Below are 21,510 nucleotides of genomic sequence, written 5' to 3'. Positions count from 1 at the left end.
CTATGGGATTGATGAAGATGGGCCGCGGTGAAGTCGTCCGCGTAGATATGACCGCGCCGTACCGTGCGCTCCTTTTCCCATTTCTCGAGCTCATCCTCATCACTGGTCTGGCCTGGATGGCCATCGGCTGGGCGGATTCTTATGGCCTCGACGTCAATCTTCGCAACGGAATCGTGGGCCTGTGGGCGGTACTTTCTCTCTGGCGCTTTGGCTTGCCGCTGTACCGCACGCGGCGCCGGCGCTTCATCGTGACCAACCTGCGCGTCATCGCGCGCGAGGGCAGCCACGTGGACTCGATCCCACTGCGGGATATCCGCGGCGCTAGACGCCGCCGCGGAGGCATCTCCCTCGCTATCCACGGCTACGAGCGCCCGATGTACTTCCCTTCCATCCCCAAGGCCAAGCGCGTGGAGGAGATCCTCAACGAGCAGGAGCTCTTCTAATTCTTAACCTCTGTGGTGTGCAGCTGGTGGTCCAGATCCTCAGGAGCCAGGTTGGCTTGGCCAAACTCTTGGGTCAGCGGCAGGCGCAGCTCGAGGTCGGTGCCGGGGCATAGCTCGATGGTGGCGTCGTCCACAACGTAGTCCAGGACGTGCCCGCCGGAGGTGCGATCGGCGTCGATAAAGTGCACGTGGCAGCCCGGCACCGAGATTCCCTTTTCAAAGACCGGAGTGCGGAAGCCGCCGATGATGCCCTCGACATCGGTGAAGTGCAGCTCCTTATCGCCGCCCACGGCCTCGGCCATTGGGGGATAGGGCTTGGACTGCTTGACCACGGTGCGGGTGGTCACCGAGCGGAAGCGGCCCGAGATTCGCACGGCATACATGTAATTCGCGGAGGGCTGAATCTCATCCACGAAAGCAGAAAGCTCGGAGCGCAGCATGCCCTGCGGCGCCTCGACCTTGATGCGCGGCACAAAGTTCGTAGCCACCGCAAAGGGCGTTCCCTGGTCCAGGTCCGCGATGGTGGCAGTTCCGTCGCCGCGCAGCTGGTAACACACGCCGTCGAGGATGATCATCTCGCCATCGAGGGCGTCGAACGTGCCGATGCCGAAGTTACCCTTGCCGAGTAGCTCGCCGATGGTCATCTCACCGTCATAGATGCCGTCGAGGAGCGCCGTCATGAGGGAGTTTTGGAAGATAGTATGCCGGACGATCATAGCCTTAAGGCTAGTATTGGACAGGTGAGTCAACAAGCAAAGCCCATCGTTACCGTTTTTGGCGACGGCCAGCTCGCACGCATGTTGCAGCCGGCAGCCGCTGAGCTGGACATCCATTTGCGCATCCTCGCCTCCTCCGGCGAGCAGTCCGCAGCGCAGGTCATCCCGGACGTTGTCCTGGGGGATTATCACGACTACGACACTCTCGTCGGCGCGTCCCAGGACGCGGACGGCCTGACTTTCGAGCACGAGCACGTGCCTACCGAGCATGTGCAGGCGCTTATCGACGCCGGATACAATGTCCAGCCCCAGCCTTCTGCACTGTTGTACGCGCAGGACAAGTTGCTCATGCGCCAGAAGCTCGCGGAGCTGGGTGCACCAGTCCCGCGTTTTGCCGCGATTGAAACCGTGGCAGATGCGCTGGACTTCTTCGGACTCGTCGACGGCCGTGTGTGCTTGAAGGCCCGCCGCGGTGGCTACGACGGCCACGGCGTGTGGTTCCCTGAAGCGCATGAGCTGGAGTCATTGGTTGCCAAGCTGCTTGATGCGGGCACACCCCTCATGGCAGAGGAGAAGGTCACGCTGACCCGCGAGCTTTCCGTGCTCGTTGCCCGCCGCCCCTCCGGCGAAGTGAAGGCCTGGCCGATCACCGAGTCCGTGCAGCGCGACGGCATCTGCGCCGAGGCTTTCGCCCCCGCGCCGGGGCTGAGCCCTGAGCTGGCAGAGCGTGCCGCTAAGGTCGGCGAACTCGTGGCCACGCAGCTCGGCGTCACGGGTGTCTTGGCGGTTGAGCTCTTCGCCTTTAATGCTGATGCCGGCGAAGACATCGCCGTCAACGAGCTGGCCATGCGCCCGCACAACACCGGTCACTGGACCCAGGATGGTTCGGTGACCTCGCAGTTTGAGCAGCACCTGCGCGCGGTCTTGGACCTGCCGCTGGGCGCTACCGATCCGCTGGCGCCTATCACCGTCATGGCCAACGTGCTGGGCGGCTCTGCCGACCCAGAAATGCCGATGCGGCAGCGCGTGCGCGAAGTGATGGAGCGCTACCCGCAGGCCAGGATTCACCTGTACGGCAAGGACTATCGCGCCGGCCGTAAGATTGGCCACGTTAACGTCGTGGGCACGGATGTGGCTAAAACCCGCCGCATCGCTGCCGATGCCGCACACTTCCTCGTCCACGCTGAGTGGGCCGAAGCTTAAGGAGATTTTATGGAACCGCAGGTTGGCCTGATTATGGGCTCCGATTCCGACTGGCCCACCGTCAAACCCGCAGCCGAGGTGCTCGCGGAGTTCGGTGTGGCTTTCGAGGTGGGCGTGGTCAGCGCACACCGCACCCCGGAGAAGATGCTGGCTTATGCCAAGTCCGCGCACGAGCGTGGCCTGCAGGTCATCATCGCCTGTGCGGGCGGCGCGGCGCACCTGCCGGGCATGGTTGCGGCGGCTACTCCGCTGCCGGTTATCGGCATCCCGCGTGCGCTTAAGGAGCTCGACGGTATGGACTCGCTGCTGTCCATCGTGCAGATGCCGGGCGGCGTGCCGGTTGCGACCGTGTCCATCGGCGGCGCAAAGAACGCCGGCCTGCTGGCCGTGCGCATCCTCGGTGCTGGCGATCCTGCCCTGATGCAGAAGATGGCAGAGTACCAAGAGAACATGGCCGCCGAGGTCGAACAGAAGGACGCGAACCTGCGCGCGAAGCTTCTCGGCGAGTAGGGGCCGCGATTGCCTCCTGCAGTAAATGCACGTTTGACCGTAGAGCCAGCTCTCGGTCAAACGTGCGGCAGTCGGCTAGCTCTTGGTCAAACGCGCGGCAGTCGAGACGCGGGGAATGTAGGTTGTCGGGACCTTGACGCCCGTGGGGGTGGCGTTGTGCGCGATGGCCGCGGTCAGTTGTTGTACCGCTAGGCGGCCAAGCGCCGCCATATCTTGGTCCACCACAGAAATGGGGACCGGCTGCAGGCGGAAGAAGTTGAGGTCGTCGAATCCGACCAATGCGATATCCGTACCAATACGCTTGCCCGCGTTGTAGCAGGCCTCCAGTGCACCGGCGGTCATCATGGAATCGCCCGCGACGATAGCCGTGACGTCCTTTTCAAAGAGCTCCAGCGCTCCGACGTAACCGTCCTTGCGGCGAAAGCCACCCCGCGCATAGAAGGTACTGAACTCGCTGGTCGCGCCGCGAAAAACCTTGAGTCGCTGTCGGCCCGTGGACGTTTGCTGAGGCCCCGGGATGTAGCCGATGCGCTCGTGGCCCTTCTGCCGCAGCTGGGTCAGCGCGGCGAACATGCCGGGCCGTGGATCGGAGGCCACGGCAGGGAAAGGGGCGAGCTCGCGGTCAATGAGCAGAAGCGGGCGGGACTTCGCGGCCTCGTTGAGAGCGGCCTCTGCACCTTCGACGGGGACGGTGATGATGCCGTCGACTTGGCGCCAGGTCAAGGCATCGAGAGCCTTGGCCAGGCGCTCCGGGGATTCCGAACACGTGGTCATGATTGCGGCGATTCCCTCGCGTTCGGCCTCGGCCTCGATGGCGGCGGCGATGAGCGCGAAGTATGGGTCGGCAAGGTTGGGGATGACCACACCGATGGCGTCGGAGCGGGAGCCGCGCAGCGCGCGGGCCTGGGCATTTGGGCGGTAGCCGAGCTTTTCCGCGGCGTCTTTGACCTTTTTCGTGGTGGCCTGCGAAATGGCCGGATGGTTGGCCAATGCGCGCGAGACCGTGGAGATGGACACTCCTGTGGCCGCGGCGAGGTCCTTCAGAGTCGGTGTGGCCACGGTGTCCCTCCTGGATTAAGCTCGTGCTTTATGTCCGGACCTATCTTAGTCCCCCTGTTGGTATTGGGAGCTCGCGTCCAAGGCGGTGTGCCAGGTCCTATGCTCGAGCGTCGCCTTGAGCGCGCATTTCAGTTGTGGCGCGGGCAGGACATCATCGTGTCCGGACGCGGAGAAGCCGAGGTGATGGAGGCTTATCTCATTGGCAGGGGAGTGCCAGCCGAGAACATTATCGTCGAGCCCAACGCCACGAGTACCAACGAAAATTTGGAGAACTCCCACGCGCTGTACCGCGCGCCCTACTTTGATGTGGTCACCAGTGACTTTCATGCCTTGCGGACCAAGCTGTGGTCGTGGCACCTGGGAATTCCCGTGCGCGTGCACTCTGCCTTTACGCCGTGGGAGCTGAAGCCGGAGAACTATCTGCGCGAAGTCTTGGCCACCCCGCATTCGGCCGCGCGCATCATTTGGCGGAGGATTTGCGCTGCTGTGTATGACCAGTAGCACCTAAAAGTAGATTTCAGGGATATCATTATGCAAGTTTATGCAAACGATTGACTGGCCCTTGAGCTGCGACTTAACCTAAAACCCGTAGTGAGTTACACACGGAAGAAAGGGCAATAGGTTATGACCAGAACGGCTAGCCCGAGCAGCTCTGCACCTGTGTACCGAATGGCACACGGTGCATACATGGCGGAAATCGCCAGCCTAGGCGGCGGCATTAAGGCGCTGACCTACAACGGCGAACCTCTTGTGGAAACCTACGAAGGCCTGCCTCCGATGTGCGCCGGCGTGGTTCTTGCACCATGGCCAAACCGCACAGAAGACGGCTGCTTCACTTGGCGCGGGACTAAGCACTCAGTCCCCGTCAACGAGCCCGAGCGCAACAACGCCAACCATGGCTTCGTCCTCGACGCAGCCTGGGATCTGGTTTACTACGCCACCGACCGCGTGCAACTCACCACCCGCATCGAGGAACCGTGGCCGTGGCCTACCCAACTCATAGCCACCTACACCCTCGACGCAGCCGGGTTATCCGCCCGCTTCGAGGCCAGCGCCGAAGGGCCCGCCCCGTTCGCGTTCGGCCTGCACACCTATCTCTCGGCACGCGGCGCGGCTGCCGACGCCTCCGAACTGACCCTCCCCGTCACCGAGCACCACCTGCTGGACGCCCGGAACTTGCCGACGGGTGAGGTAGAAGAGGTCGTCGTCAAGCGCCAGCGCATTGCCGAAGTGGAATGGGATGACTGCTTCCACGGGCATGGACCACTGACCGCAGAGTATGTCTCGGCGGGCAAGGGCGTGCGCCTAGAGATGGGGCAGGGGCTGGATTGGGTTCAGATGTACACTCCGGCGGATTACCCAGGGCGCGGGCGTGCCCTGGCGGTGGAGCCCATGAGCGCTCCGCCAAACGCACTGCGTAGCGGCACAGACGTGGCCGTTCTCAACGCACATCAACCGATTGCCTACGAGCTTCGCTTGAGCGCAATCTAATAAAAGAAAGCTCTTGAAATGGAACCTTCAGTATTGAGACTCGACGCAACCTGGGTGGATTATCTGCTCGTTGCTTTGTACTTCCTCTTTGTCTTGGGAATCGGCTGGGCTGCAAAAGCCCGCGTTTCCTCCTCCATTGACTTCTTCCTCTCGGGCCGCGGTTTGCCGGCTTGGGTGACTGGCCTGGCGTTCGTCTCTGCGAACCTCGGTGCGGTGGAAATCATCGGTATGTCTGCAAATGGTGTGGAATACGGTTTCCAGACCATGCACTACTTCTGGATCGGCGCCATCCCGGCCATGGTCTTCCTAGGCATCGTGATGATGCCGTTCTACTACGGCTCCAAGGTCCGTTCCGTGCCGGAGTTCATGCGCAGGCGCTTCGGCAACGCGGCGCACCTGGTCAACGCGATTTCCTTCGCCGTGGCACAGCTGCTCATCGCCGGTGTGAACCTGTACCTGCTGGCCACCATCGTTGAAGCCCTGCTGGGCTGGCCGATGTGGGTCGCGCTCCTTGTCGCTGGCCTCATCGTTTTGTCCTACATCACCCTGGGCGGCCTGTCCGCAGCCATCTACAACGAGGTTCTACAGTTCTTCGTCATCGTTGCTGCTCTGGCACCATTGACCATCATCGGCCTCAACCGCGTCGGCGGCTGGCAGGGCCTGAAGGATTCCGTTATTGCGGAATCCCACTTCCACACCTGGCCGGGCACAGACATTTCCGGCTTTGAGAACCCAGTCTGGTCCGTCATCGGTATCGTACTGGGCTTGGGCTTCGTCCTCTCCTTCGGATACTGGACCACCAACTTTGTCGAGGTACAGCGCGCCATGGCTTCGGAATCCATCTCCGCAGCCCGCAAGACCCCAATCATCGGCGCTTTCCCGAAGATGTTCGTGCCCTTCCTCGTGGTTATCCCAGGCATGGTTGCCTCCGTTTCCGTCGCTGACTTGATGGAAGAGCGCGCCGAGCCAAACGACGCCATCCTGCTGCTCATGCGCGACCTCCTTCCGAATGGCCTCCTCGGCGTGGCCATCGCTGGCCTGCTGGCCTCCTTCATGGCCGGCATGGCCGCAAACATCTCCGCGTTCAACACGGTTATCTCTTATGACATCTGGCAGACCTACGTGGTCAAGGACCGCGAGGATGACTACTACCTGAAGTTCGGCCGCATCGCGACCGTCGTCGCCACCGGCGTGGCCGTCTTTACCGCCCTTTTGGCCCAGAACTTCGGCAACGTCATGGATTACCTGCAGACGCTGTTCGGCTTCTTCAATGCCCCGCTGTTCGCAACCTTCATCCTCGGTATGTTCTGGAAGCGCATGACTCCGCACGCCGGTTGGTCCGGCCTGGTTGCAGGTACCGCATCTGCAATTACCTTCTGGTACATCGCAACCTTTACCGACGCAACGGCTTCCATCTTCAACCTTCCTGGCCAGGGCACAGCATTCGTGGCCGCTGGCGTGGCCTTTACGGTGGATATCATCGTCTCCGTCATCGTCACCATGTTTACGCAGCCCAAGCCAGACGAAGAGCTCGTCGGCTTCGTATCCTCGGTTACCCCGAAGGACCACTTCGAGGACTACACCGAGAAGAACCTGCCGTGGTATAAGCAGACCGTCCCGCTGGGCGTCATCTGCCTGGTTATTGCCGTCGGCCTGAACGTCATCTTCGCCTAAAGGAGCATCAATCATGACAACCAAGACTTCACCTCAGCACGCGGGTGCCTTTGACCTGCGCAACGTGATCGGTGCGCTCCTGGGCATCTACGGCATCGTGCTCGTAGTCTGCTCCTTCGCCCTCGACCCAGGCGTCAACCCAGACACGGGCCTGCCGAAGGAATCCTCCGACAACCTCTGGGCCGGCGTCGCCATGCTGGTCGTCGCAGTAGCCTTCATGCTGTGGGCCAAGCTGCGTCCCATCATCGTTGACCCTTCCAAGATCGACGAGTCGAAGCTGGCGGAGGCCAAGTAATGCTAGAGATCACCAAAGCCGCGCTTGCCGACGGCCGCGAAATCATCTACTTCGACGACACCCCACACACCGACCGCGTCTTGGAAGACAGCCGCGAACTCCCGCAGGTCACACCGGCCTCGGAGATGCGCCGCGACCCGCTGACCGGGGACTGGGTAGCCTTTGCCGCCCACCGCATGAACCGCACATTCATGCCCCCGGCCAACGAGAACCCGCTCGCGCCGACCCTGCCGGGCCAACTGCCCACGGAGATCCCGTCCCCGTCCTATGACGTGGTGGTCTTTGAAAACCGCTTCCCTTCCTTTGCGATGGGGATGGAGGACTACGAGGACGACGTCGACGGCATGGGCCTGGTCCCGCGCCTGCCGGCGAAGGCCCGCTGCGAGGTCGTGTGCTTTACTTCTGACCCGGAGCTGAGCTTCAAGGATCTGCCCGTGAGCCGCATTCGCACCGTCATCGAGGCGTGGGCGCACCGCACCTCGGCGCTGTCTGCGCTGCCTGAGGTGGCGCAGGTCTTCCCGTTTGAGAATCGCGGCGCTGAAATCGGCGTGACGCTGCAGCACCCGCACGGCCAGATCTACTCCTATCCGTTCCTCTCGCCGCGCATGAAGTCCATCGTGGCTTCCTCGCAGGCTTACGAGGGCGATCTCTTCCAAGACATCCTGGACAAGGAGCGCGCAGCGGGCACCCGCATCATCGCGGAGACCGAGCACTTCACGGCGTTTGTCCCCGCGGCCGCTAAGTGGCCGCTCGAGGCGATGGTCATGCCCAACGAGTACGCGGCGGATTTCACCGAGCTTTCCGAAGCCCAGCGCGACGACCTCGCCGCCCTGCTCAAGAAGCTGTATATCGCTGTGGACCGTTTCTTCGACGGCGTGGAGAAGACCCCGTACATCGCTGGTTGGAACCTCGCGCCGACCGACCCTACGCTGCGCGGGGACGTGCGCATGCACCTGCAGCTGTTTTCGCTGATGCGCTCGCCGAACCGCATGAAGTTCCTCGCCGGTTCGGAGTCCGCGCAGGCAGTGTGGATCAACGACACCACCCCGGAGCACATCGCCGCCCGGTTCAAGGAGGTGTGGGATGCTTAACTGGATTTCCACTCGCTCCGACGCCGCGCTTGCCGACGCCGCGATCGCACTCTTCCGCTCCAACTTCTCCGCGGAGCCTGCCGGGGTTTGGGCCGCGCCGGGCCGCGTGAACCTCATCGGCGAGCACGTCGACTACGCAGGTGGCGCCTCGATCCCTTTCGCGCTGGAGCAGAACACGGCCGTGGCCGTGGCCCCACGCGAGGACGGCCAACTGCGGATTGCCTCCGAGTTCGGCGGCAAGGTCTACCGCGTGGACGTTTTTCTGGAGGAGGTTGGCCCGGGTTGGGCCGCGGGCACCCCGGACGCCTGGGCGGGCTACGTCGCCGGCGCCGTGTGGGCGGGCCTCGAGGACGGCGTCATCGCCTCCTGCGAGGGCCTCGACATCGCGATTGTCTCCGACGTTCCGGTAGGCTCCGGCCTCTCCAGCTCCGCGGCGTTGGAGTGCTCGGTGGCGGTGGCGGCCTACGAGCTTTCGACAGGGCACGCGCCTGACGACGCCGCCCGCACCCGCCTGGTTCTCGCCTGCATGCGCGCCGAGAACGAGGTCGTCGGTGCCTCGACAGGTGGCTTGGACCAGAATGCGAGCCTCTTCGGGCAGAAGGGCAAGGCGCTCGTCTTGGACTTCTCCACGGGTGAGGTGCGCCGCGTGCCGTTTAACATCGCGGAGCGCGACATGGTGTTGCTCATCGCAGACACCAACGCCCCTCACACTTTGAACGACGGCCAGTATGCCTCCCGCCGTGGCGTCATCGACGCGGTCCAGTCTGCATTGGCGGGCTCTGGGGCCCGCGGCGGAACTATCCGCGATACTCCCGATGCCGTTGCGGCCGCCACCCGGTGGGCAAGGGAAGCGGGGGAGGATGAGGGCGTCGTTAAGCGCCGCGTCGCCCACGTCGTGGAGGAGACCGCTCGCACCTTGGAAGCTGCCTCCGACTTGGAGGCCGGCAACCTTGACCGTTTCCGGGAGCTCATGCGCGATAGCCACATCTCGCTGCGCGACCAGTACGAGGTCACCACGCCGGAGCTGGACTGCGCGTTCGCGGCGGCCGGTGAGGTGGGCGCGCGTATGACTGGGGGCGGTTTCGGTGGCGCGGTGATTGCGCTGGTCAAGCGTGCCGATGTGGAGTCGACGGCGGAGGCAATTGCTGCTGCCGCGGCTGAGCGCGGCTTCCCGGCACCGACCTTCCTTGTGGCCAGCCCTGGCGACGGCGCGCGCCGAATCGCCGGATAAGCCCGGCCAACTGGCGGCTGGAAAAGCTTTCTGGTCGCCTGTAATAAACGCGGCGGTAGTGCAACTAACTAGGTGAACATCAACTTCCTAGTTAAGGAGTCATCATGAAAAAGACCCTCGTTGCTGCTACCGCCGCTTGCGCTATTTTGGCTGGTGGTGGCGCTGCAGTTGCTACCGGCTTCAACCCGTTCAGCGAGGATGCGAAGACCACCGCTGGCACCCAGCTGACCAGTACTGTTGACGGTCAGCTCAAGCCGGGCCAGGAGCTGCTTATTGCGGCAAACTGCCCGGGTACTCGCGCGAACCTGACCACGTCGTGGGGTGCGACGACGGTGATGTCGCCGGCAGCTGACCTCGGCCAACTGGTGGGTTACGTAACCGCGCCGGACAACATCGGCCCCGGTCCTGCCGACGGCTACCACACCTACACCGTGACCTGCGATTCCGGTGAGACCGATACCTTTACCTTCGCGTCCGGCGGAAACGGCGGCCACTAGCGCCCTGTGCGGCCTGGCCTCCGCTCTGGCCTCCGTGGCTTAGTCTCCGCGGCCCCGCGCGGACTGGCCGCCGCTCTGGCCCTCTCCGCCTGCGGTTCCGCCTGGGTTTCCGCACGTCCCAGACTGGTCCCATTGGTTGGCTCCCATTGGTTGGGTTTCTTTAGGGGGTAATGAAACCCAATGGGCCGTATTGGTCGCCAACGCTACTCGTAAAGGGACCATTAGAGGGAAACCCGTAGAGGGGGACCAACACGAAAGCGTCGAAAACAGCCCCACAAACGCAGGTCCAAAACCCATTGCCCGGCTACATGAACTCGCGTGAAACAGTCGGCGCTATCCTATGTGCTATGACCAATCCTTTTGCCAATAACCCCTTCGAGGAACCCCTCGCAGACGCACCTGGCAATCCGTTTGCGGACGCGGCAAAACCGCAACCAGCGCAGTCTTTCCAACCACCGCCAGTAGACGAGCCAAGCGAAGTCGTACCAGCTCAAACCAAAACTAACGAGCCAGAGCCAGCAGAGGCGGACGGCAAGGTTTACCCTTTTTCTTGGTGGAAAGCTGGCCTGTCAGCGTTTTTCCTTTTAGTCGGATTTAATGACTTTAGCGCGGACCCAGGAACCAGTCTTTTCTTTATCATCCCGTCGGCGTGGTACCTGTTAATGTCCGCCATCTATCGCAATGAGCTGCACAAACGCCGTTGGCTGTTGGTGTGGGCGGTGGCGTTTGCCTGCCGGATCATCTTTTAGCGGCTAAGCCTAAAGCTTGGCCAGCGCCTTGGTAATGCCCTCCTGCAGCGTGGCCCGCGACTGCTTCATCGGATGCGCAATCGCACGCAGCCCCATGTACGCAATCTGGTCCGCCGCGCGGTTGAGCGGATCGCCCGCATGGCCAAGCACGCGGCGGATTTCCACCTCGCATTCGCCCTCGACGTCGTTCCAGGCCTGCTGGAAACGCGACCGCGCACCTGACGTCACGCCGCGCCACGTTCGCCGCGAGCGCACCGCCTTCGACTGCTTATTGCGCAACTGCTCCACCGCTTCGAGCGCCGCGACCGAGTCGCTTTCAATAATCGCCTTCTTTGCACCCACCTTGAGCAGGTACTTCAGCGCCAAGGTCAGCGACTCCAGCTCGAGCTCGTCAGTACCCGCCTTAGTCTCGCGGGTGCGCAGCCGGTAGTCGCCATTGCCCGCCACGAAGCACATGGAGCCCTTGAACACGGTGTCGGAGGAGGCGTCGGTAGCAATGCGCACCGTGGCGCCCTCCGGCCATGATGACGCCTGCGAGAAGTTCGGCCACCAATGTGCCTTCGGGGTCTCTACCTGCGTGGCCTCTTTCTTCCGTGGCGCCTCGCCCAACTTCTTGGCCTTACGTGCGGTCAGGCCCGCTTCCTTGCGGCGCACAGAGCTCGCGCTTTTCGACGCCCTATTTTCCTCCGCAAAGCTGCCCGTCACCGTATAGCCGCGCCGTTCTAGCGCCGACCGCAGCGTATTTTGCCGGCGCCCCGTGACAATCCAGATTCGGCCCTTCAGATTCTTCGTGGCCTTCTCGAACTCGCGGATGGCAATCTCCACCACGTCGCCGCTCTTGGTCTGGCCCTTGCGTATGAACCGGGTCTGCCTGGTGTTTACTGCGATGACCCAGCCATCAACAGTGCCGCCCGGCGCGGAGTCCCAGCGCTCGTCCCACAGTGCGATCGCCACATGGACCGGTGCGTTCACCATAGAGTCGGTGATCTTCCGGGTGCCATACGTACGGGACTGCGTGCCGGTGAGTGCGCTGAGTTCGAGCGGTTCCATCGTCTACTAGTAAACCATCTGCGTCCGACACCGAGCACAACGTCACCGGTGCCGTTTTCGCCGCGGTGGCTCGCCGTACCGCAGTCGCTGACACCGCAGAACCGGTACAACCTGCGAAAATTCCGGTTAAGGAAAAAGTCGCGCACTAGTCTGTAATAATTCCGAGCCTGCTGCAACATACTCTATGTGAAGTATGTTCCAGCAGGCTCGTGGAGTTTTATTTGTCCGTCTTAACCTTGCCCGGCGCGCGAAAGCGGGAGTTCTCCCGGCACTTTCGCGCGCATTATCCTGCCGTCTTGGCGTTTTTGCGGCGTCGCGTGCCGCAGGAGCACGCTGAGGAGCTGGCTGCCGATGTCTTCGAGCGCGCCTGGGCCAACTTCGACACCCTGACGGGGGAGAACCCGCTGCCATGGCTCTATGGCATCGCACGCAACGTGATGCGCGAGTTCTATCGCTCGCGCCGCGAGTTCGAAAACCTCGACGACTTCGACGGCGCCCTTCTCGACGAATCCGCCGCCGTTGACTTGTCCCTCGACATCAACCGCGCCCTGCTGCAGCTTCCTTATGCCGAGCGCGAGATCCTCACTCTCTTCGCCTGGGAGGAGCTCACGCAGGCCGAGATCGCCGAGGTCCTCGGCATCACCCCTAACAACGTCCGCGTGCGCCTGCACCGCGCCCGCACCCACCTTTCCGAGCTCACCGGAGGCCACGATGACTGATCCGCTTTCCCAATTGCGCGCCGCAAATCCGGTGCCAGACGCTGCGCTTGACGACGCCGCCCTTACCCGCTCCGAGGCGGTCCTCAGCGACATTGTCGATTCGGGGTCACGCACGCCGTGGAAGGCCGTGGCCGCAGGCATCGGTGTCCTAGCTCTGGCCGGCGGGGTCATCCCGTTTGTGAACCACAGCGAGCCGGTCGCCGTGGCGGAGGTGCTCACGCACGCGGGTGAGGCTGCCGCCGCGCAGCCCGACGCCGCGGACAAAGGCGTGACCTCAAAGGAGTACCTCAAGCGCGTGGACACCGATGGTTCGTCTACTGCCACGACCGAGTACTCGGTGGGCGTCGACGGCACCGTGAACATCTCCTCCCAAGGCGAGCTGCCAGGGTTCGACCCGCAGCCAGTCATCCCCGCAGAAGACCTCATGGCGGCCACCGACCGCGCTGGGCTGGAAGCTCTTGCGGATCGTTTCCCCAACCGCGCCCTCGGCGCGCTGCAGCTGCTGCTGCAGCCGGGTTTGAGCAGCGCGCAGCAAAAGATTGTCTACGACATTCTGGCCGCCACCGACGGCAACGACCTGGCTTCGGCCTCGCAGGGCTCCCACGACGGCGTGGGAGAGGACGGCCTCATCAGCGTCATTCGCGACGCTGACCATGTCAGCTTCTCCATCCTTCCGGCAACCGGCCAGCTGGTCCGCGTGGTCGGTCTGGTCGGCCCCAACGTGACCACCACCGTGGAGGCCACGGCCATCTTGGGCTGCGTGTCCGTCACCGGCCTGGAAGGCCCCGGCAGCATTTCGCTGGCCTGCGGTGATAACAACTACCTGGTCAAGGACCTCAAGTGGTCCAACTGGGGCGCCGATGAGGCCACGGCTGAGGGTACGGCCGTGGAAAATGACTGCGACCCCTTCTGTGCGGAGGGCAAGTTTAAGCAGACGCCGGTGCGGGTGGTCGTCGACAAGCGTGAAGCGTGTGGCTACAACGCCAAGGTGTACTCGCGCATCCGTGTCATCTACTCGGACCACGAAGAGGTCGAGGAGATTGGCTGCGCGTAGCGGCTAGGTCAGCTGGCGGAGCGCGAACTGCCCGTACATGTCACCGAGCTCCTCGGCGGTGTACGGGCCATCGGGGCTAAACCACGTGGCCACGCCGATGCCCATGTCGATGAGCGCCCAGCAGGCAATCTTGAGGTTCTCGGCTTGGAAGCTGCCCTCGTCGACGACGTTCATCCAACGTGCCACATAGTCGCGGCGCAGCTGCAGGACCACGGACTTGTGGGGTTCTTCGAGATTGTTGAGCTCGTTGTTGACCACGCGGACGCGCTTGGCGTGGGTGGCGTGGAAGATGACGTGTGCGCGCATCGTGGCGAGGATTTTTTCCTCGGAACCCGTGACCCCGGCGAGCGCCGCGGCGTTGGCACGTAGGAGTTCCTCCATGGCGGAGACGGTGACCTCAGCGAGCAGCTCTTGCTTGGACTTGTAGTGGTTGTAGAGGCTCGATGCCCGCATGCCCACTGCCTTTGCGATGTCTTCCATGCCGGTGCCGTGGTAGCCGCGCTGGTCAAAGAGGTCGAGGGCGGCGGTGGCGATTTGGTCGCGGCGCTTCTGGTTAGCCATGGTGGTGTGCCTTTCGCTGGGAACGTTTCCTTGACAGGCGGTGAGGTGTGTATCACAATAGCAGACTAATAGTGATTCGTATCGGAGGCCTGTAATGTCCAATAATCTCTTTGATTCTACAACTGACTTCCTCGGCGTGTTCGACGGCATCAGCGCCCAAGATGCCGAGGTCTGGGCACGTGCTCGCTCGTTTCGTGAGGATTGCCTGCCGGTTATCAATGGGCATTGGGAGAAAAGCGAATACCCCCTCGAACTAGTACGCCGCTTAGGCGAGCTCGACCTCATGACGGACGGCCTTGACGTTCCTGGCCACGAGTCCATGACCGCACGCGGCGCAGGTTTGGCGCTCATGGAGGTCACGCGTGCCGACGCCTCGATGGGCACTGTCGTTGCCGTGCAGGCCGGCCTGGCTATGCGCTCCATCGCGATGCTTGGCTCGGAGGAGCAGCGCTCCCGCTACCTGCCGGCGATGGCGTCGTGCTCGCTGCTCGGCGCGTTTGGCCTGACGGAACCGCTGCACGGGTCTGACTCCATTGCGCTGGAGACCACCGCGGTTCGCGACGGCGATTCCTGGGTTCTCAACGGCGAAAAGAAGTGGATCGGTAACGGTGCTTCCGGTGGCGTGACCGTGATTTACGCCCGTATGGAAGACGGAAACGTGGGTGGCTTCATCGTTCCGCAGGACGCGCCGGGCTACTCCGCCACGGTGATTGCCGGCAAGCTGTCACTGCGCGCTATCCATCAGGCGCACATCGTCTTGGAGGATTGCCGCATTCCTGCCTCCAACCGGTTGCCCGGCTGCCAAACGTTCAAGGACGTCTCCCGCGTGCTGACAGCAACGCGCATCGGCGTCTCGTGGATGGCGTTGGGTTCGGCCGTGGCTTGCTATGAAACCGCGCGCAACTACGTCATGGAGCGCGTCCAGTTCGGCCGTGAGCTGGCAAAAGCGCAGATTATCCAGCAGCGCTTGGCCAACATGGTGCTGGACCTCAACCAGATGATGCTGACCTGCCGCGAGGTTGCCGCCCGCGAGGAGGCTGGCACGCTCACCCCGCCGCAGGCTTCCGCGGCGAAGCTGCACAACACCCGCGCTGCACGACGCATTGCTTCCGACGCCCGCGACATGCTCGGTGGCGTGGGCATCCTGCTAGAAAACGACATCGCGCGCCACTTTGCCGACATTGAGGCCATGCACACCTACGAGGGAACCGACACCGTGCAGAGCCTCATCATGGGCAAGGTCATTACGGGTTTCTCGGCCTACAAGTAGCAGCCTGCCCGCGCCCCGCTTGACGTGCGGCTCACCCCTCTCCGGGTTTGGTCCCATTGGTTGGGTTTCATTAGGAGGCAAAGAAACCCTTAGGAGCCATTGCGCGGGAGTCGGCTCTCGTAAAACTACCCAACCAATGGGACCACTAGAGGAGGACCAAACCGCGGCAGCTGAAACCGCCCATTCGCCAGCAAGAGGCCAGCCGCTGAGGCGCCAGCCGGCAAACCGACTCGAAAGCGCCAACTCCCCCTAGCTGCGCAAATGCAGAGTTATCCACAGGTAAAAAATTGACTCTAGACACGGGCGCACGCGCTTGGCGAACATTGTTGTATGACTCAAACACAACGACTCATTCACTTACGTCCACTGTCCAACGATCACCACGTGTGGGAGCAAATAGCCAATGGCGAGGTTCTGCGAATAGCGCCCTGGGTCGCAACCCCGCGGGATTACTTCGAGCAATTACCCACTTACGAACGCCAACGCCTCAAAGTGATTGCTGCGGGCAAAAGCGTGCACAAAGCCATCATGATAGGAAAGTCAGCAGCCAGGCTATGGGGCCTTTGGGTCCTCCCGCCTTTCGGCGAAAAGATTGAAATGGCTAGGCAGTCCAAATCGCTGCCAGTCAAGACGAAGATTCCAGCCGATTACGATTACCGCAAGACGCACCTGCCAGACAACATGGTCTCCGAGCAGCTCGGCACCCGTTGTACAACTGTGGCACGAGCGTGCATCGACATCGCAAGACACCATTCCTTCGAAGAGGGACTCGTTGCCATGGATTCGGCGCTCGCGAAGGAACTCACCACGAAGGACGAGCTGCGCCGCACGCTGACCGCCATGGGTCGCGTGCACGGTGCCCCGCAGGCGCGGAAGGCGATTGAGCACGCCATCGCGCATTCGGAATCGCCTTTCGAGTCCTACTTTCGAGGCATCGCCATCGCGGAAAAGCTGGGAGAGAAGGTGGTTGCGCAGTACTTCATTCCGCCGAACTTCCGCGCAGACGCATGCATTGACGACGCCGTCGTGATTGAGATCGACGGTGCCGTCAAGTACGACGGCTCGTCGTTTGGCAAGAGTGCCGAGCAAACAATCGTGGAGGAGCGACGACGCGAGAAGCTGATTCAGAACCGTGGCCTCATCGTGCTGCGATACAGCCCACGGGAGCTGCTCACGGAGAGAGCCCGTGTCGTACGAGAGGTGCGCCAGGCGCTGGAAGCTGCCCAACAGCGAGGATGGTCCCAGTCTACTGGTCCCTTTACGAGTAAGAAGGCCGGCTAAAACCCGCTAGGTGGTCCCTTTACCCCGTAAAGGGACCCAACCAATGGGACCAATCCGAAAGAAATGGTTGGGACAGGTCCGCGGGTTAGTTGCGCAGCGGCTTACGGGTCGCCGCCATGTGCTTCGCGCGATCGACGTTCGCCGGCAGCAGCACGAGCGGCACGTCGAACTCCACTTCACGGTCGGCGAACTCGTTAAAACTCAGCGAGCCCTCACCGGTGTACATCTGAGCCAACTTTGCTGCGATGACGTGGTCGTTCTCAGTGGTCTTCTCCAGGGGCCACTCGCGGTCGAGGGCAGGGCCGGAATAGAGCTCAATCGCGACATCGGCAGGCGGGGCGTAGCCCTCAATGAGCGACTCCGCCTCCGTGATGGCACGCGCCAGGACGTGGTCAGGGGACATGAGCACGACGTCGTCTGCCGCGAGGAAGCCCTGTTCCTTGGCCACGAAAGCGTTGGGGAAGGGCTTGGTCGAGGTGATGAAGTCGAAGGCTTTCTGGTGGTAGTCGGCCACGCCAGCCGCACGCAGGCGCTCCAGTGCGGAAATCGTGCCCGACCAGCCCGGATAGAGACCCACGTTAACTTCTGGGAAAGCCAGCTGGCTATCTGCGTGCGCCACGATTCGGTCGCAGGATAGGGCCAGCTCTAAGCCGCCGCCCAAGGCAACACCGCGTACCGCTGCGACCACGGGAACCGGCGCGAACTTCAGCTGACGCAGCGTGTTCGAGCCGTCCGCAATGAGCTCTTTGACGCGTTCAGCAGAGCCGGACTCACCAGCCGCGGCAATCGACGCCAAGTCCGCACCTGCGCAGAACACCGGCGCATCGTTACCGATGACCAGCGCTTTCAGGTCCGCAGAGGAGATGGAGTCAACGGCAGCGCGCAGGACTTCCAAAGCGGCAGTCGGCAAGGAATTCATCGGCGTATGCAGGTCGATGATGCCGATGCGCCCGGAAGGAGTGGACACTGCATGCACCGCGCCGGCCGGCAGGCAGACCACGGTTTCCAGGTCCAAGGAGCGCAGGCTGACCACGCCCTCCCGCTCCCGCAGCTCCTGCAGCTGGCCCTCGGAGGAAAGCACCTTGCCGTCTACAAAGAATCCCCCGGCAGCGGCGGCTGCGGTCACTAGCGCTGGCGGCTTCGAACCGTAAGCGGAGGCAACCCTGTCGATGCCGATGGCGTCGGCAAGCGCGAAAATGCCCTTCTTCCAGCCGAAGCCGAGGGTGAGGCCGTCGTCGATAAGCGCGACGTGCTCTGCGATCTCCGGCGCGACCTCGCAGCAGTAGCGCAGGGTGTCGAGGAAGACCGCGCGGGCGAAGCGGCCGCCCGGCGAATCCGTGTCCATGACCTCGCGCGGATCCTTGAGCCCTATGACTGGGTCGTCCGGCTGGGTGCGTGCCACGTACTCATAGTCGGAGTTGATGACCTCGTCGCGGCCGCGGTAGAAGCCGCCCTCGCCGGTGCGCCCAGTCAGGCCGCGCTCGACCAAGCCCGCGATGAACTCGTCGCAGCCCAGCGGCACATCGAGAAGCGGATCGCCCGCGGGAAGTGCGGACTCGAGGGAATTCCAGATCGGCCCCACCAGCTGCAAACCGATGTAGTCCAAAAGCCCGAAGATGCCGGTGCGGGGGATGCCGAAGGCGCGGCCAAAGGCGGCGTCGGCAAGCTCGTAGCTCACGCCGAACTCGCGGGCGCGGGCAACGCCGGCGGCCATCCAGTAGCAGCCGACGCGATTGGCAATAAAACCCGGGGTGTCGCGGCACTCGAGTGCGATCTTGCCCAAGGTTTGTTCGATGGTGGTGCGCAGCGCGGCCTCGGTCTCGCCGGAGGCGATGAGCTCGACCAAGCGCATGACCTTCGGCGGGTTGAAGAAGTGGGTGATGCCGAAGCGCTCGCGGCGCGAGACCGGCACGCCCTCGACGAGATTGGCCAGCGGGAGGGTAGAGGTGTTCGAACTCAAGATGGCTGAGGGCTTGAGGTGTGGCTCGATGGCCGCGTAGAGCGCGTGCTTGGCGCCGAGGTCCTCGAAGATGGCTTCGATGACCCAGTCGCGGTCCTCGAGGAGAGCGTAGTCATCGGAGGCGGTGATGCGGGAGGCGTCCGAAGGCAGGTAGAAGCCGCGGCGCTTTACCTGGATGTCCACGCCCTTCTGCGCGCCCTCGGCGTTCTGGTCGAGCAGGACGACATCGAGACCCGCCGATGCGCACAGTGCCGCGATGCCCGAGCCCATGGAACCTGCGCCGATGACGGCAACCTTGGTGATTGTCATTTACTTCGCTCCTTCGTTCTCGGATTCGTTTTCGATGATGAGCGCAATGCCCTGGCCGCCGCCAATACACATGGTGACCAGGCCATAGCGCTTGTTCAGGCGGCGCAGCGCGTATGCCAGCTTGGTGATGAGGATGACTCCGGTGGCTCCCACCGGGTGGCCGTGCGCCACGGCGCCGCCGTAGATGTTGGTCTTTTCGGGGGCAAAGCCGAGCTCGTCCTGCACGGCGATGGCCTGCGCGGCGAAGGCCTCGTTGGACTCGATGAGGTCGATGTCGTCCAGCGTGAGCCCGGCCTTCTCCAGTGCCTTCGGCACCGCAGCGATGGGGCCGACGCCCATGCGGGTGGGATCGACGCCCGCGATGGCCCAGCTGACAATCTTGGCCAGCGGCTCGAGGTTGCGCGTGCTCACCTGCTCAGCGGTGGCGAGGACCACGGCCGCGGCGCCGTCGTTGATGCCGGATGCGTTGCCTGGGGTTACGGTTCCATCCTCCGCAAAGGCGGGCTTGAGCTGCGCAAGCTTGTCGACGCTCGTCTCCCTCACGTGCTCATCAAAGTCCAGATCGCCTACGGCGACGATCTCCTCGGCGTGGACGCCTTCCGCGCGGGCGGCCGCGGCGCGGCGCTGGGATTGCGCAGAGAACTCGTCTTGGCGCTCGCGGGAGATGTTGTGGTCACTCGCGACGTTTTCCGCGGTCACGCCCATGTGGCCAGTGCCGAAGGGACAGGAGAGTGCGCCGGTGAGCCAGTCGTAGAGTTTGCCGTCGCCCATGCGCTTGCCGAAGCGGGCGCCCTCGACGGAGTAGGGGGCTTGGCTCATGGATTCGGCGCCAATGGCAAGTGCCACGGTGCCGTCGCCAGACTGGAGGAGTTGCGCGGCGGAGACCACGGCTTGGACGCCGGAGCCGCAGAGGCGGTTGACGCCCATTGCGGTAGAGGACTCGGGCATTCCGACGCCGATGGCGACTTTGCGGGAAATGTACAAGTCGCTCGGGATGACGGGCATGACATTCGACGCCACCGCGGTGGCGATTTCAGCGGCCGGAATTCCCGAACGCTCAATAGCTGCCGACGCCGCCGTCGTTCCCAGCTCGGTCAGTGAAAAGCGGGCCAGTTTGCCGCCGAATTTGCCAATGGGCAAGCGTGCGGCCCCAACGATGTAAACGTCTTGTGCCATGAGGTCCTCCTAAAAAATACGAATCACCATTAGTTAGAAATGAATCCTAGGTCACATCCTTCAGTTGTGCAACGCTTTCGAGAAAGTTTCCGCTTGTCTCACGCGTGTGGGGCGTCGGCGCCGCGCGCGATTGCGGTGCAGGCGCTGAAAACAAATTGAGGGAATGCGGCGCTTACTGGTTAGGCTGCAACGCATGAAGTGTTTTGAAACGCCGCTGGTTTTTGACGGCGGTCTCGGCACCCACCTGGAGTCCCGCGGCAACGACATCTCGGGACAGTTGTGGTCGGCGCAGATTCTGCGCGAGAACCCTGCTGAAATTCAGGCGGCGCACGAGGACTTTTATCGCGCGGGCGCGCAGGTGGCCACCACGGCGTCGTACCAGGTGACCTTCGATGCGCTCGGAGATGAAGCTGAAGAGCTGCTGCGTCGCAGCGTGGAGGTGGCACGCGCTGCCGCGAACAATGCGCGTCCCGATGGTTTGGTGGCCGCCTCAGTGGGGCCTTATGGAGTAGGCCCCGGTGAAGGCACGGACTACGACGGTGCCTACGGGCTGGGCTGCGAGGAGCTTAAGCACTGGCATCAGCGCCGCATCGAGGTGCTCGCCGCAACCGACGCTGACTTCCTGCTTGCTGAGACCATTCCCAACGTTGACGAGGCGGCTGCATTGCTGGAGTTACTCGACGCCACAGGCAAACCCTATGCGCTCAGCGTCACCGGCGTTCTTGCAGCGGACCCTGCCAAGGTTGCGCAGGTCATCGAGTTCGCGAAGCAGGCGCGCAACCTCGGCGCCCTGGGCGTGAATTGTTGTGATGCGGAGACGGCAAAGGGCGTCGTCAAGCGCATGCGTGAGGGCATCGATCTGCCCGTGCTTGCCTACCCCAACAGTGGCGAGACCTGGGATCATGCGGTCCGCCAGTGGCGCCGCGATGAGGAGCATTCGCTGGGGCTGGTCGAAGCCGCGCCCCAGTTGCGCGCCTTGGGCGTGACCCTGCTGGGCGGCTGCTGCCGAACTACGCCGGAACAGATTCGGCTGATTTCGCAGCAGGCGTAGCGCTAGTTATCCCGGTCGTCGTCAAGCGCAAGGGGGGGCACCCGCAAACTGCATCCTCGAGCTGGTCTTTTAAAGTGGTTGACCAATTTCCTTCCTAAGTTGTTGAACAACCCCTTAAGA

Annotated in this window: 22 protein-coding genes; 16 read left to right on the top strand and 6 right to left on the bottom strand. The window is 62.9% G+C overall.

Annotated features, from left to right (window positions below; translation table 11 throughout):
* The first annotated feature begins 2 nt into the window (after nucleotides 1–2).
* The gene (locus I6I72_RS03915) at nucleotides 3–443 is read left to right on the top strand and encodes a hypothetical protein (RefSeq protein WP_005528042.1); all 441 of its coding nucleotides are present in this window, start codon (nucleotides 3–5) and stop codon (nucleotides 441–443) included.
* Here the strand turns inward: I6I72_RS03915 and budA are convergent.
* Entirely contained in the window at nucleotides 440–1,159 is a 720-nt protein-coding gene (gene budA, locus I6I72_RS03910) for an acetolactate decarboxylase (RefSeq protein WP_049064127.1), read from the bottom strand. The genes I6I72_RS03915 and budA overlap by 4 nt on opposite strands.
* Between budA and I6I72_RS03905 the strand changes: the two genes are divergently transcribed.
* Complete coding sequence (locus I6I72_RS03905) at nucleotides 1,145–2,362, top strand: 5-(carboxyamino)imidazole ribonucleotide synthase (protein ID WP_049064126.1); 1,218 nt, start codon at nucleotides 1,145–1,147, stop codon at nucleotides 2,360–2,362. The genes budA and I6I72_RS03905 overlap by 15 nt on opposite strands.
* A 9-nt stretch (nucleotides 2,363–2,371) precedes the next feature.
* Complete coding sequence (gene purE, locus I6I72_RS03900; RefSeq protein ID WP_049064124.1) at nucleotides 2,372–2,872, top strand: 5-(carboxyamino)imidazole ribonucleotide mutase; 501 nt, start codon at nucleotides 2,372–2,374, stop codon at nucleotides 2,870–2,872.
* A 75-nt stretch (nucleotides 2,873–2,947) separates the two neighbouring features.
* Here purE and I6I72_RS03895 read toward each other — a convergent pair whose 3' ends face one another.
* Entirely contained in the window at nucleotides 2,948–3,931 is a 984-nt protein-coding gene (locus I6I72_RS03895; RefSeq protein WP_049147352.1) for a LacI family DNA-binding transcriptional regulator, read from the bottom strand.
* Between the two features lie 30 nt (nucleotides 3,932–3,961).
* Between I6I72_RS03895 and I6I72_RS03890 the strand changes: the two genes are divergently transcribed.
* The 8 genes from I6I72_RS03890 (at nucleotide 3,962) to I6I72_RS03855 (ending at nucleotide 10,959) form a co-directional block, all read left to right on the top strand.
* Nucleotides 3,962–4,432 carry a YdcF family protein gene (locus I6I72_RS03890; RefSeq protein WP_034656553.1) on the top strand — a complete coding sequence of 157 codons (471 nt, stop codon included), beginning with the start codon at nucleotides 3,962–3,964 and terminating at the stop codon, nucleotides 4,430–4,432.
* A gap of 168 nt (nucleotides 4,433–4,600) precedes the next feature.
* Complete coding sequence (locus tag I6I72_RS03885) at nucleotides 4,601–5,422, top strand: aldose 1-epimerase family protein (RefSeq protein ID WP_152908303.1); 822 nt, start codon at nucleotides 4,601–4,603, stop codon at nucleotides 5,420–5,422.
* A gap of 18 nt (nucleotides 5,423–5,440) precedes the next feature.
* On the top strand, nucleotides 5,441–7,096 hold the full coding sequence (locus tag I6I72_RS03880) for a sodium:solute symporter family protein (RefSeq protein ID WP_005528049.1): 1,656 nt from the start codon (nucleotides 5,441–5,443) through the stop codon (nucleotides 7,094–7,096).
* 13 nt (nucleotides 7,097–7,109) lie between these two features.
* Nucleotides 7,110–7,391 carry a hypothetical protein gene (locus I6I72_RS03875; RefSeq protein WP_005528050.1) on the top strand — a complete coding sequence of 94 codons (282 nt, stop codon included), beginning with the start codon at nucleotides 7,110–7,112 and terminating at the stop codon, nucleotides 7,389–7,391.
* Complete coding sequence (gene galT / locus I6I72_RS03870) at nucleotides 7,391–8,482, top strand: galactose-1-phosphate uridylyltransferase (RefSeq protein ID WP_049147357.1); 1,092 nt, start codon at nucleotides 7,391–7,393, stop codon at nucleotides 8,480–8,482. The genes I6I72_RS03875 and galT overlap by 1 nt, the downstream gene beginning before the upstream one ends.
* Nucleotides 8,475–9,713, top strand: a complete 1,239-nt coding sequence (gene galK, locus I6I72_RS03865; RefSeq protein ID WP_131771274.1) for a galactokinase — start codon at nucleotides 8,475–8,477, stop codon at nucleotides 9,711–9,713. The genes galT and galK overlap by 8 nt, the downstream gene beginning before the upstream one ends.
* Nucleotides 9,714–9,817: 104 nt before the next feature.
* A complete protein-coding gene (locus tag I6I72_RS03860) occupies nucleotides 9,818–10,210 on the top strand; it encodes a hypothetical protein (protein ID WP_053085486.1) in 393 nt (130 codons plus the stop codon).
* A 347-nt stretch (nucleotides 10,211–10,557) separates the two neighbouring features.
* Nucleotides 10,558–10,959 carry a hypothetical protein gene (locus I6I72_RS03855; RefSeq protein WP_049147361.1) on the top strand — a complete coding sequence of 134 codons (402 nt, stop codon included), beginning with the start codon at nucleotides 10,558–10,560 and terminating at the stop codon, nucleotides 10,957–10,959.
* Between the two features lie 9 nt (nucleotides 10,960–10,968).
* Here I6I72_RS03855 and I6I72_RS03850 read toward each other — a convergent pair whose 3' ends face one another.
* Complete coding sequence (locus I6I72_RS03850; RefSeq protein ID WP_005528057.1) at nucleotides 10,969–12,009, bottom strand: ribonuclease HI; 1,041 nt, start codon at nucleotides 12,007–12,009, stop codon at nucleotides 10,969–10,971.
* A 296-nt stretch (nucleotides 12,010–12,305) separates the two neighbouring features.
* On the opposite strand from I6I72_RS03850, the gene I6I72_RS03845 reads away from it, so the two are divergent.
* Nucleotides 12,306–12,728 (top strand): RNA polymerase sigma factor, encoded by a 423-nt coding sequence (locus I6I72_RS03845; RefSeq protein ID WP_235429846.1) that lies wholly within the window; start codon nucleotides 12,306–12,308, stop codon nucleotides 12,726–12,728.
* On the top strand, nucleotides 12,721–13,782 hold the full coding sequence (locus tag I6I72_RS03840) for a hypothetical protein (RefSeq protein WP_049064117.1): 1,062 nt from the start codon (nucleotides 12,721–12,723) through the stop codon (nucleotides 13,780–13,782). Before I6I72_RS03845 ends, I6I72_RS03840 begins: the two co-directional genes overlap by 8 nt.
* Before the next feature lie 3 nt (nucleotides 13,783–13,785).
* On the opposite strand, the gene I6I72_RS03835 is transcribed toward I6I72_RS03840, so the two are convergent.
* Nucleotides 13,786–14,343, bottom strand: coding sequence for a TetR/AcrR family transcriptional regulator (locus I6I72_RS03835; protein ID WP_046645159.1), 558 nt, complete (start codon nucleotides 14,341–14,343; stop codon nucleotides 13,786–13,788).
* Nucleotides 14,344–14,437: 94 nt separating this feature from the next.
* Between I6I72_RS03835 and I6I72_RS03830 the strand changes: the two genes are divergently transcribed.
* Nucleotides 14,438–15,613, top strand: a complete 1,176-nt coding sequence (locus tag I6I72_RS03830) for an acyl-CoA dehydrogenase family protein (protein ID WP_005528062.1) — start codon at nucleotides 14,438–14,440, stop codon at nucleotides 15,611–15,613.
* Between the two features lie 330 nt (nucleotides 15,614–15,943).
* A complete protein-coding gene (locus I6I72_RS03825; protein WP_141741062.1) occupies nucleotides 15,944–16,894 on the top strand; it encodes a hypothetical protein in 951 nt (316 codons plus the stop codon).
* Nucleotides 16,895–16,979: 85 nt separating this feature from the next.
* Here I6I72_RS03825 and I6I72_RS13870 read toward each other — a convergent pair whose 3' ends face one another.
* On the bottom strand, nucleotides 16,980–19,163 hold the full coding sequence (locus I6I72_RS13870; protein WP_201807512.1) for a 3-hydroxyacyl-CoA dehydrogenase/enoyl-CoA hydratase family protein: 2,184 nt from the start codon (nucleotides 19,161–19,163) through the stop codon (nucleotides 16,980–16,982).
* Nucleotides 19,164–20,339, bottom strand: a complete 1,176-nt coding sequence (locus I6I72_RS03815; RefSeq protein ID WP_149721335.1) for an acetyl-CoA C-acyltransferase — start codon at nucleotides 20,337–20,339, stop codon at nucleotides 19,164–19,166.
* 193 nt (nucleotides 20,340–20,532) lie between these two features.
* On the opposite strand from I6I72_RS03815, the gene mmuM reads away from it, so the two are divergent.
* A complete protein-coding gene (mmuM, locus tag I6I72_RS03810; protein WP_236592666.1) occupies nucleotides 20,533–21,390 on the top strand; it encodes a homocysteine S-methyltransferase in 858 nt (285 codons plus the stop codon).
* Nucleotides 21,391–21,510: the final 120 nt, after the last annotated feature.

It is taken from the genome of Corynebacterium striatum, from assembly GCF_016728105.1.
GTDB classification, from domain to species: Bacteria; Actinomycetota; Actinomycetes; order Mycobacteriales; family Mycobacteriaceae; genus Corynebacterium; species Corynebacterium striatum.
The sequence above is the reverse complement of the archived record's forward strand: the minus strand, read 5'-3'. Positions and strand labels throughout refer to the sequence as shown.

What these genes read in the sequence shown, in the direction of transcription:
- I6I72_RS03880 (WP_005528049.1), top strand. Translation starts at nt 5,441, where the DNA reads ATGGAACCTTCAGTATTGAGACTCGACGCAACCTGGGTGGATTATCTG.
- I6I72_RS03860 (WP_053085486.1), top strand. Translation starts at nt 9,818, where the DNA reads ATGAAAAAGACCCTCGTTGCTGCTACCGCCGCTTGCGCTATTTTGGCT.
- I6I72_RS03915 (WP_005528042.1), top strand. Translation starts at nt 3, where the DNA reads ATGGGATTGATGAAGATGGGCCGCGGTGAAGTCGTCCGCGTAGATATG.
- I6I72_RS03835 (WP_046645159.1), bottom strand. Translation starts at nt 14,343, where the DNA reads ATGGCTAACCAGAAGCGCCGCGACCAAATCGCCACCGCCGCCCTCGAC.
- I6I72_RS03825 (WP_141741062.1), top strand. Translation starts at nt 15,944, where the DNA reads ATGACTCAAACACAACGACTCATTCACTTACGTCCACTGTCCAACGAT.
- galT (WP_049147357.1), top strand. Translation starts at nt 7,391, where the DNA reads ATGCTAGAGATCACCAAAGCCGCGCTTGCCGACGGCCGCGAAATCATC.
- I6I72_RS03855 (WP_049147361.1), top strand. Translation starts at nt 10,558, where the DNA reads ATGACCAATCCTTTTGCCAATAACCCCTTCGAGGAACCCCTCGCAGAC.
- budA (WP_049064127.1), bottom strand. Translation starts at nt 1,159, where the DNA reads ATGATCGTCCGGCATACTATCTTCCAAAACTCCCTCATGACGGCGCTC.
- I6I72_RS03890 (WP_034656553.1), top strand. Translation starts at nt 3,962, where the DNA reads ATGTCCGGACCTATCTTAGTCCCCCTGTTGGTATTGGGAGCTCGCGTC.
- I6I72_RS03905 (WP_049064126.1), top strand. Translation starts at nt 1,145, where the DNA reads ATGCCGGACGATCATAGCCTTAAGGCTAGTATTGGACAGGTGAGTCAA.
- I6I72_RS03840 (WP_049064117.1), top strand. Translation starts at nt 12,721, where the DNA reads ATGACTGATCCGCTTTCCCAATTGCGCGCCGCAAATCCGGTGCCAGAC.
- purE (WP_049064124.1), top strand. Translation starts at nt 2,372, where the DNA reads ATGGAACCGCAGGTTGGCCTGATTATGGGCTCCGATTCCGACTGGCCC.
- I6I72_RS03875 (WP_005528050.1), top strand. Translation starts at nt 7,110, where the DNA reads ATGACAACCAAGACTTCACCTCAGCACGCGGGTGCCTTTGACCTGCGC.
- mmuM (WP_236592666.1), top strand. Translation starts at nt 20,533, where the DNA reads ATGAAGTGTTTTGAAACGCCGCTGGTTTTTGACGGCGGTCTCGGCACC.
- I6I72_RS13870 (WP_201807512.1), bottom strand. Translation starts at nt 19,163, where the DNA reads ATGACAATCACCAAGGTTGCCGTCATCGGCGCAGGTTCCATGGGCTCG.
- I6I72_RS03850 (WP_005528057.1), bottom strand. Translation starts at nt 12,009, where the DNA reads ATGGAACCGCTCGAACTCAGCGCACTCACCGGCACGCAGTCCCGTACG.
- I6I72_RS03815 (WP_149721335.1), bottom strand. Translation starts at nt 20,339, where the DNA reads ATGGCACAAGACGTTTACATCGTTGGGGCCGCACGCTTGCCCATTGGC.
- galK (WP_131771274.1), top strand. Translation starts at nt 8,475, where the DNA reads ATGCTTAACTGGATTTCCACTCGCTCCGACGCCGCGCTTGCCGACGCC.
- I6I72_RS03830 (WP_005528062.1), top strand. Translation starts at nt 14,438, where the DNA reads ATGTCCAATAATCTCTTTGATTCTACAACTGACTTCCTCGGCGTGTTC.
- I6I72_RS03885 (WP_152908303.1), top strand. Translation starts at nt 4,601, where the DNA reads ATGGCACACGGTGCATACATGGCGGAAATCGCCAGCCTAGGCGGCGGC.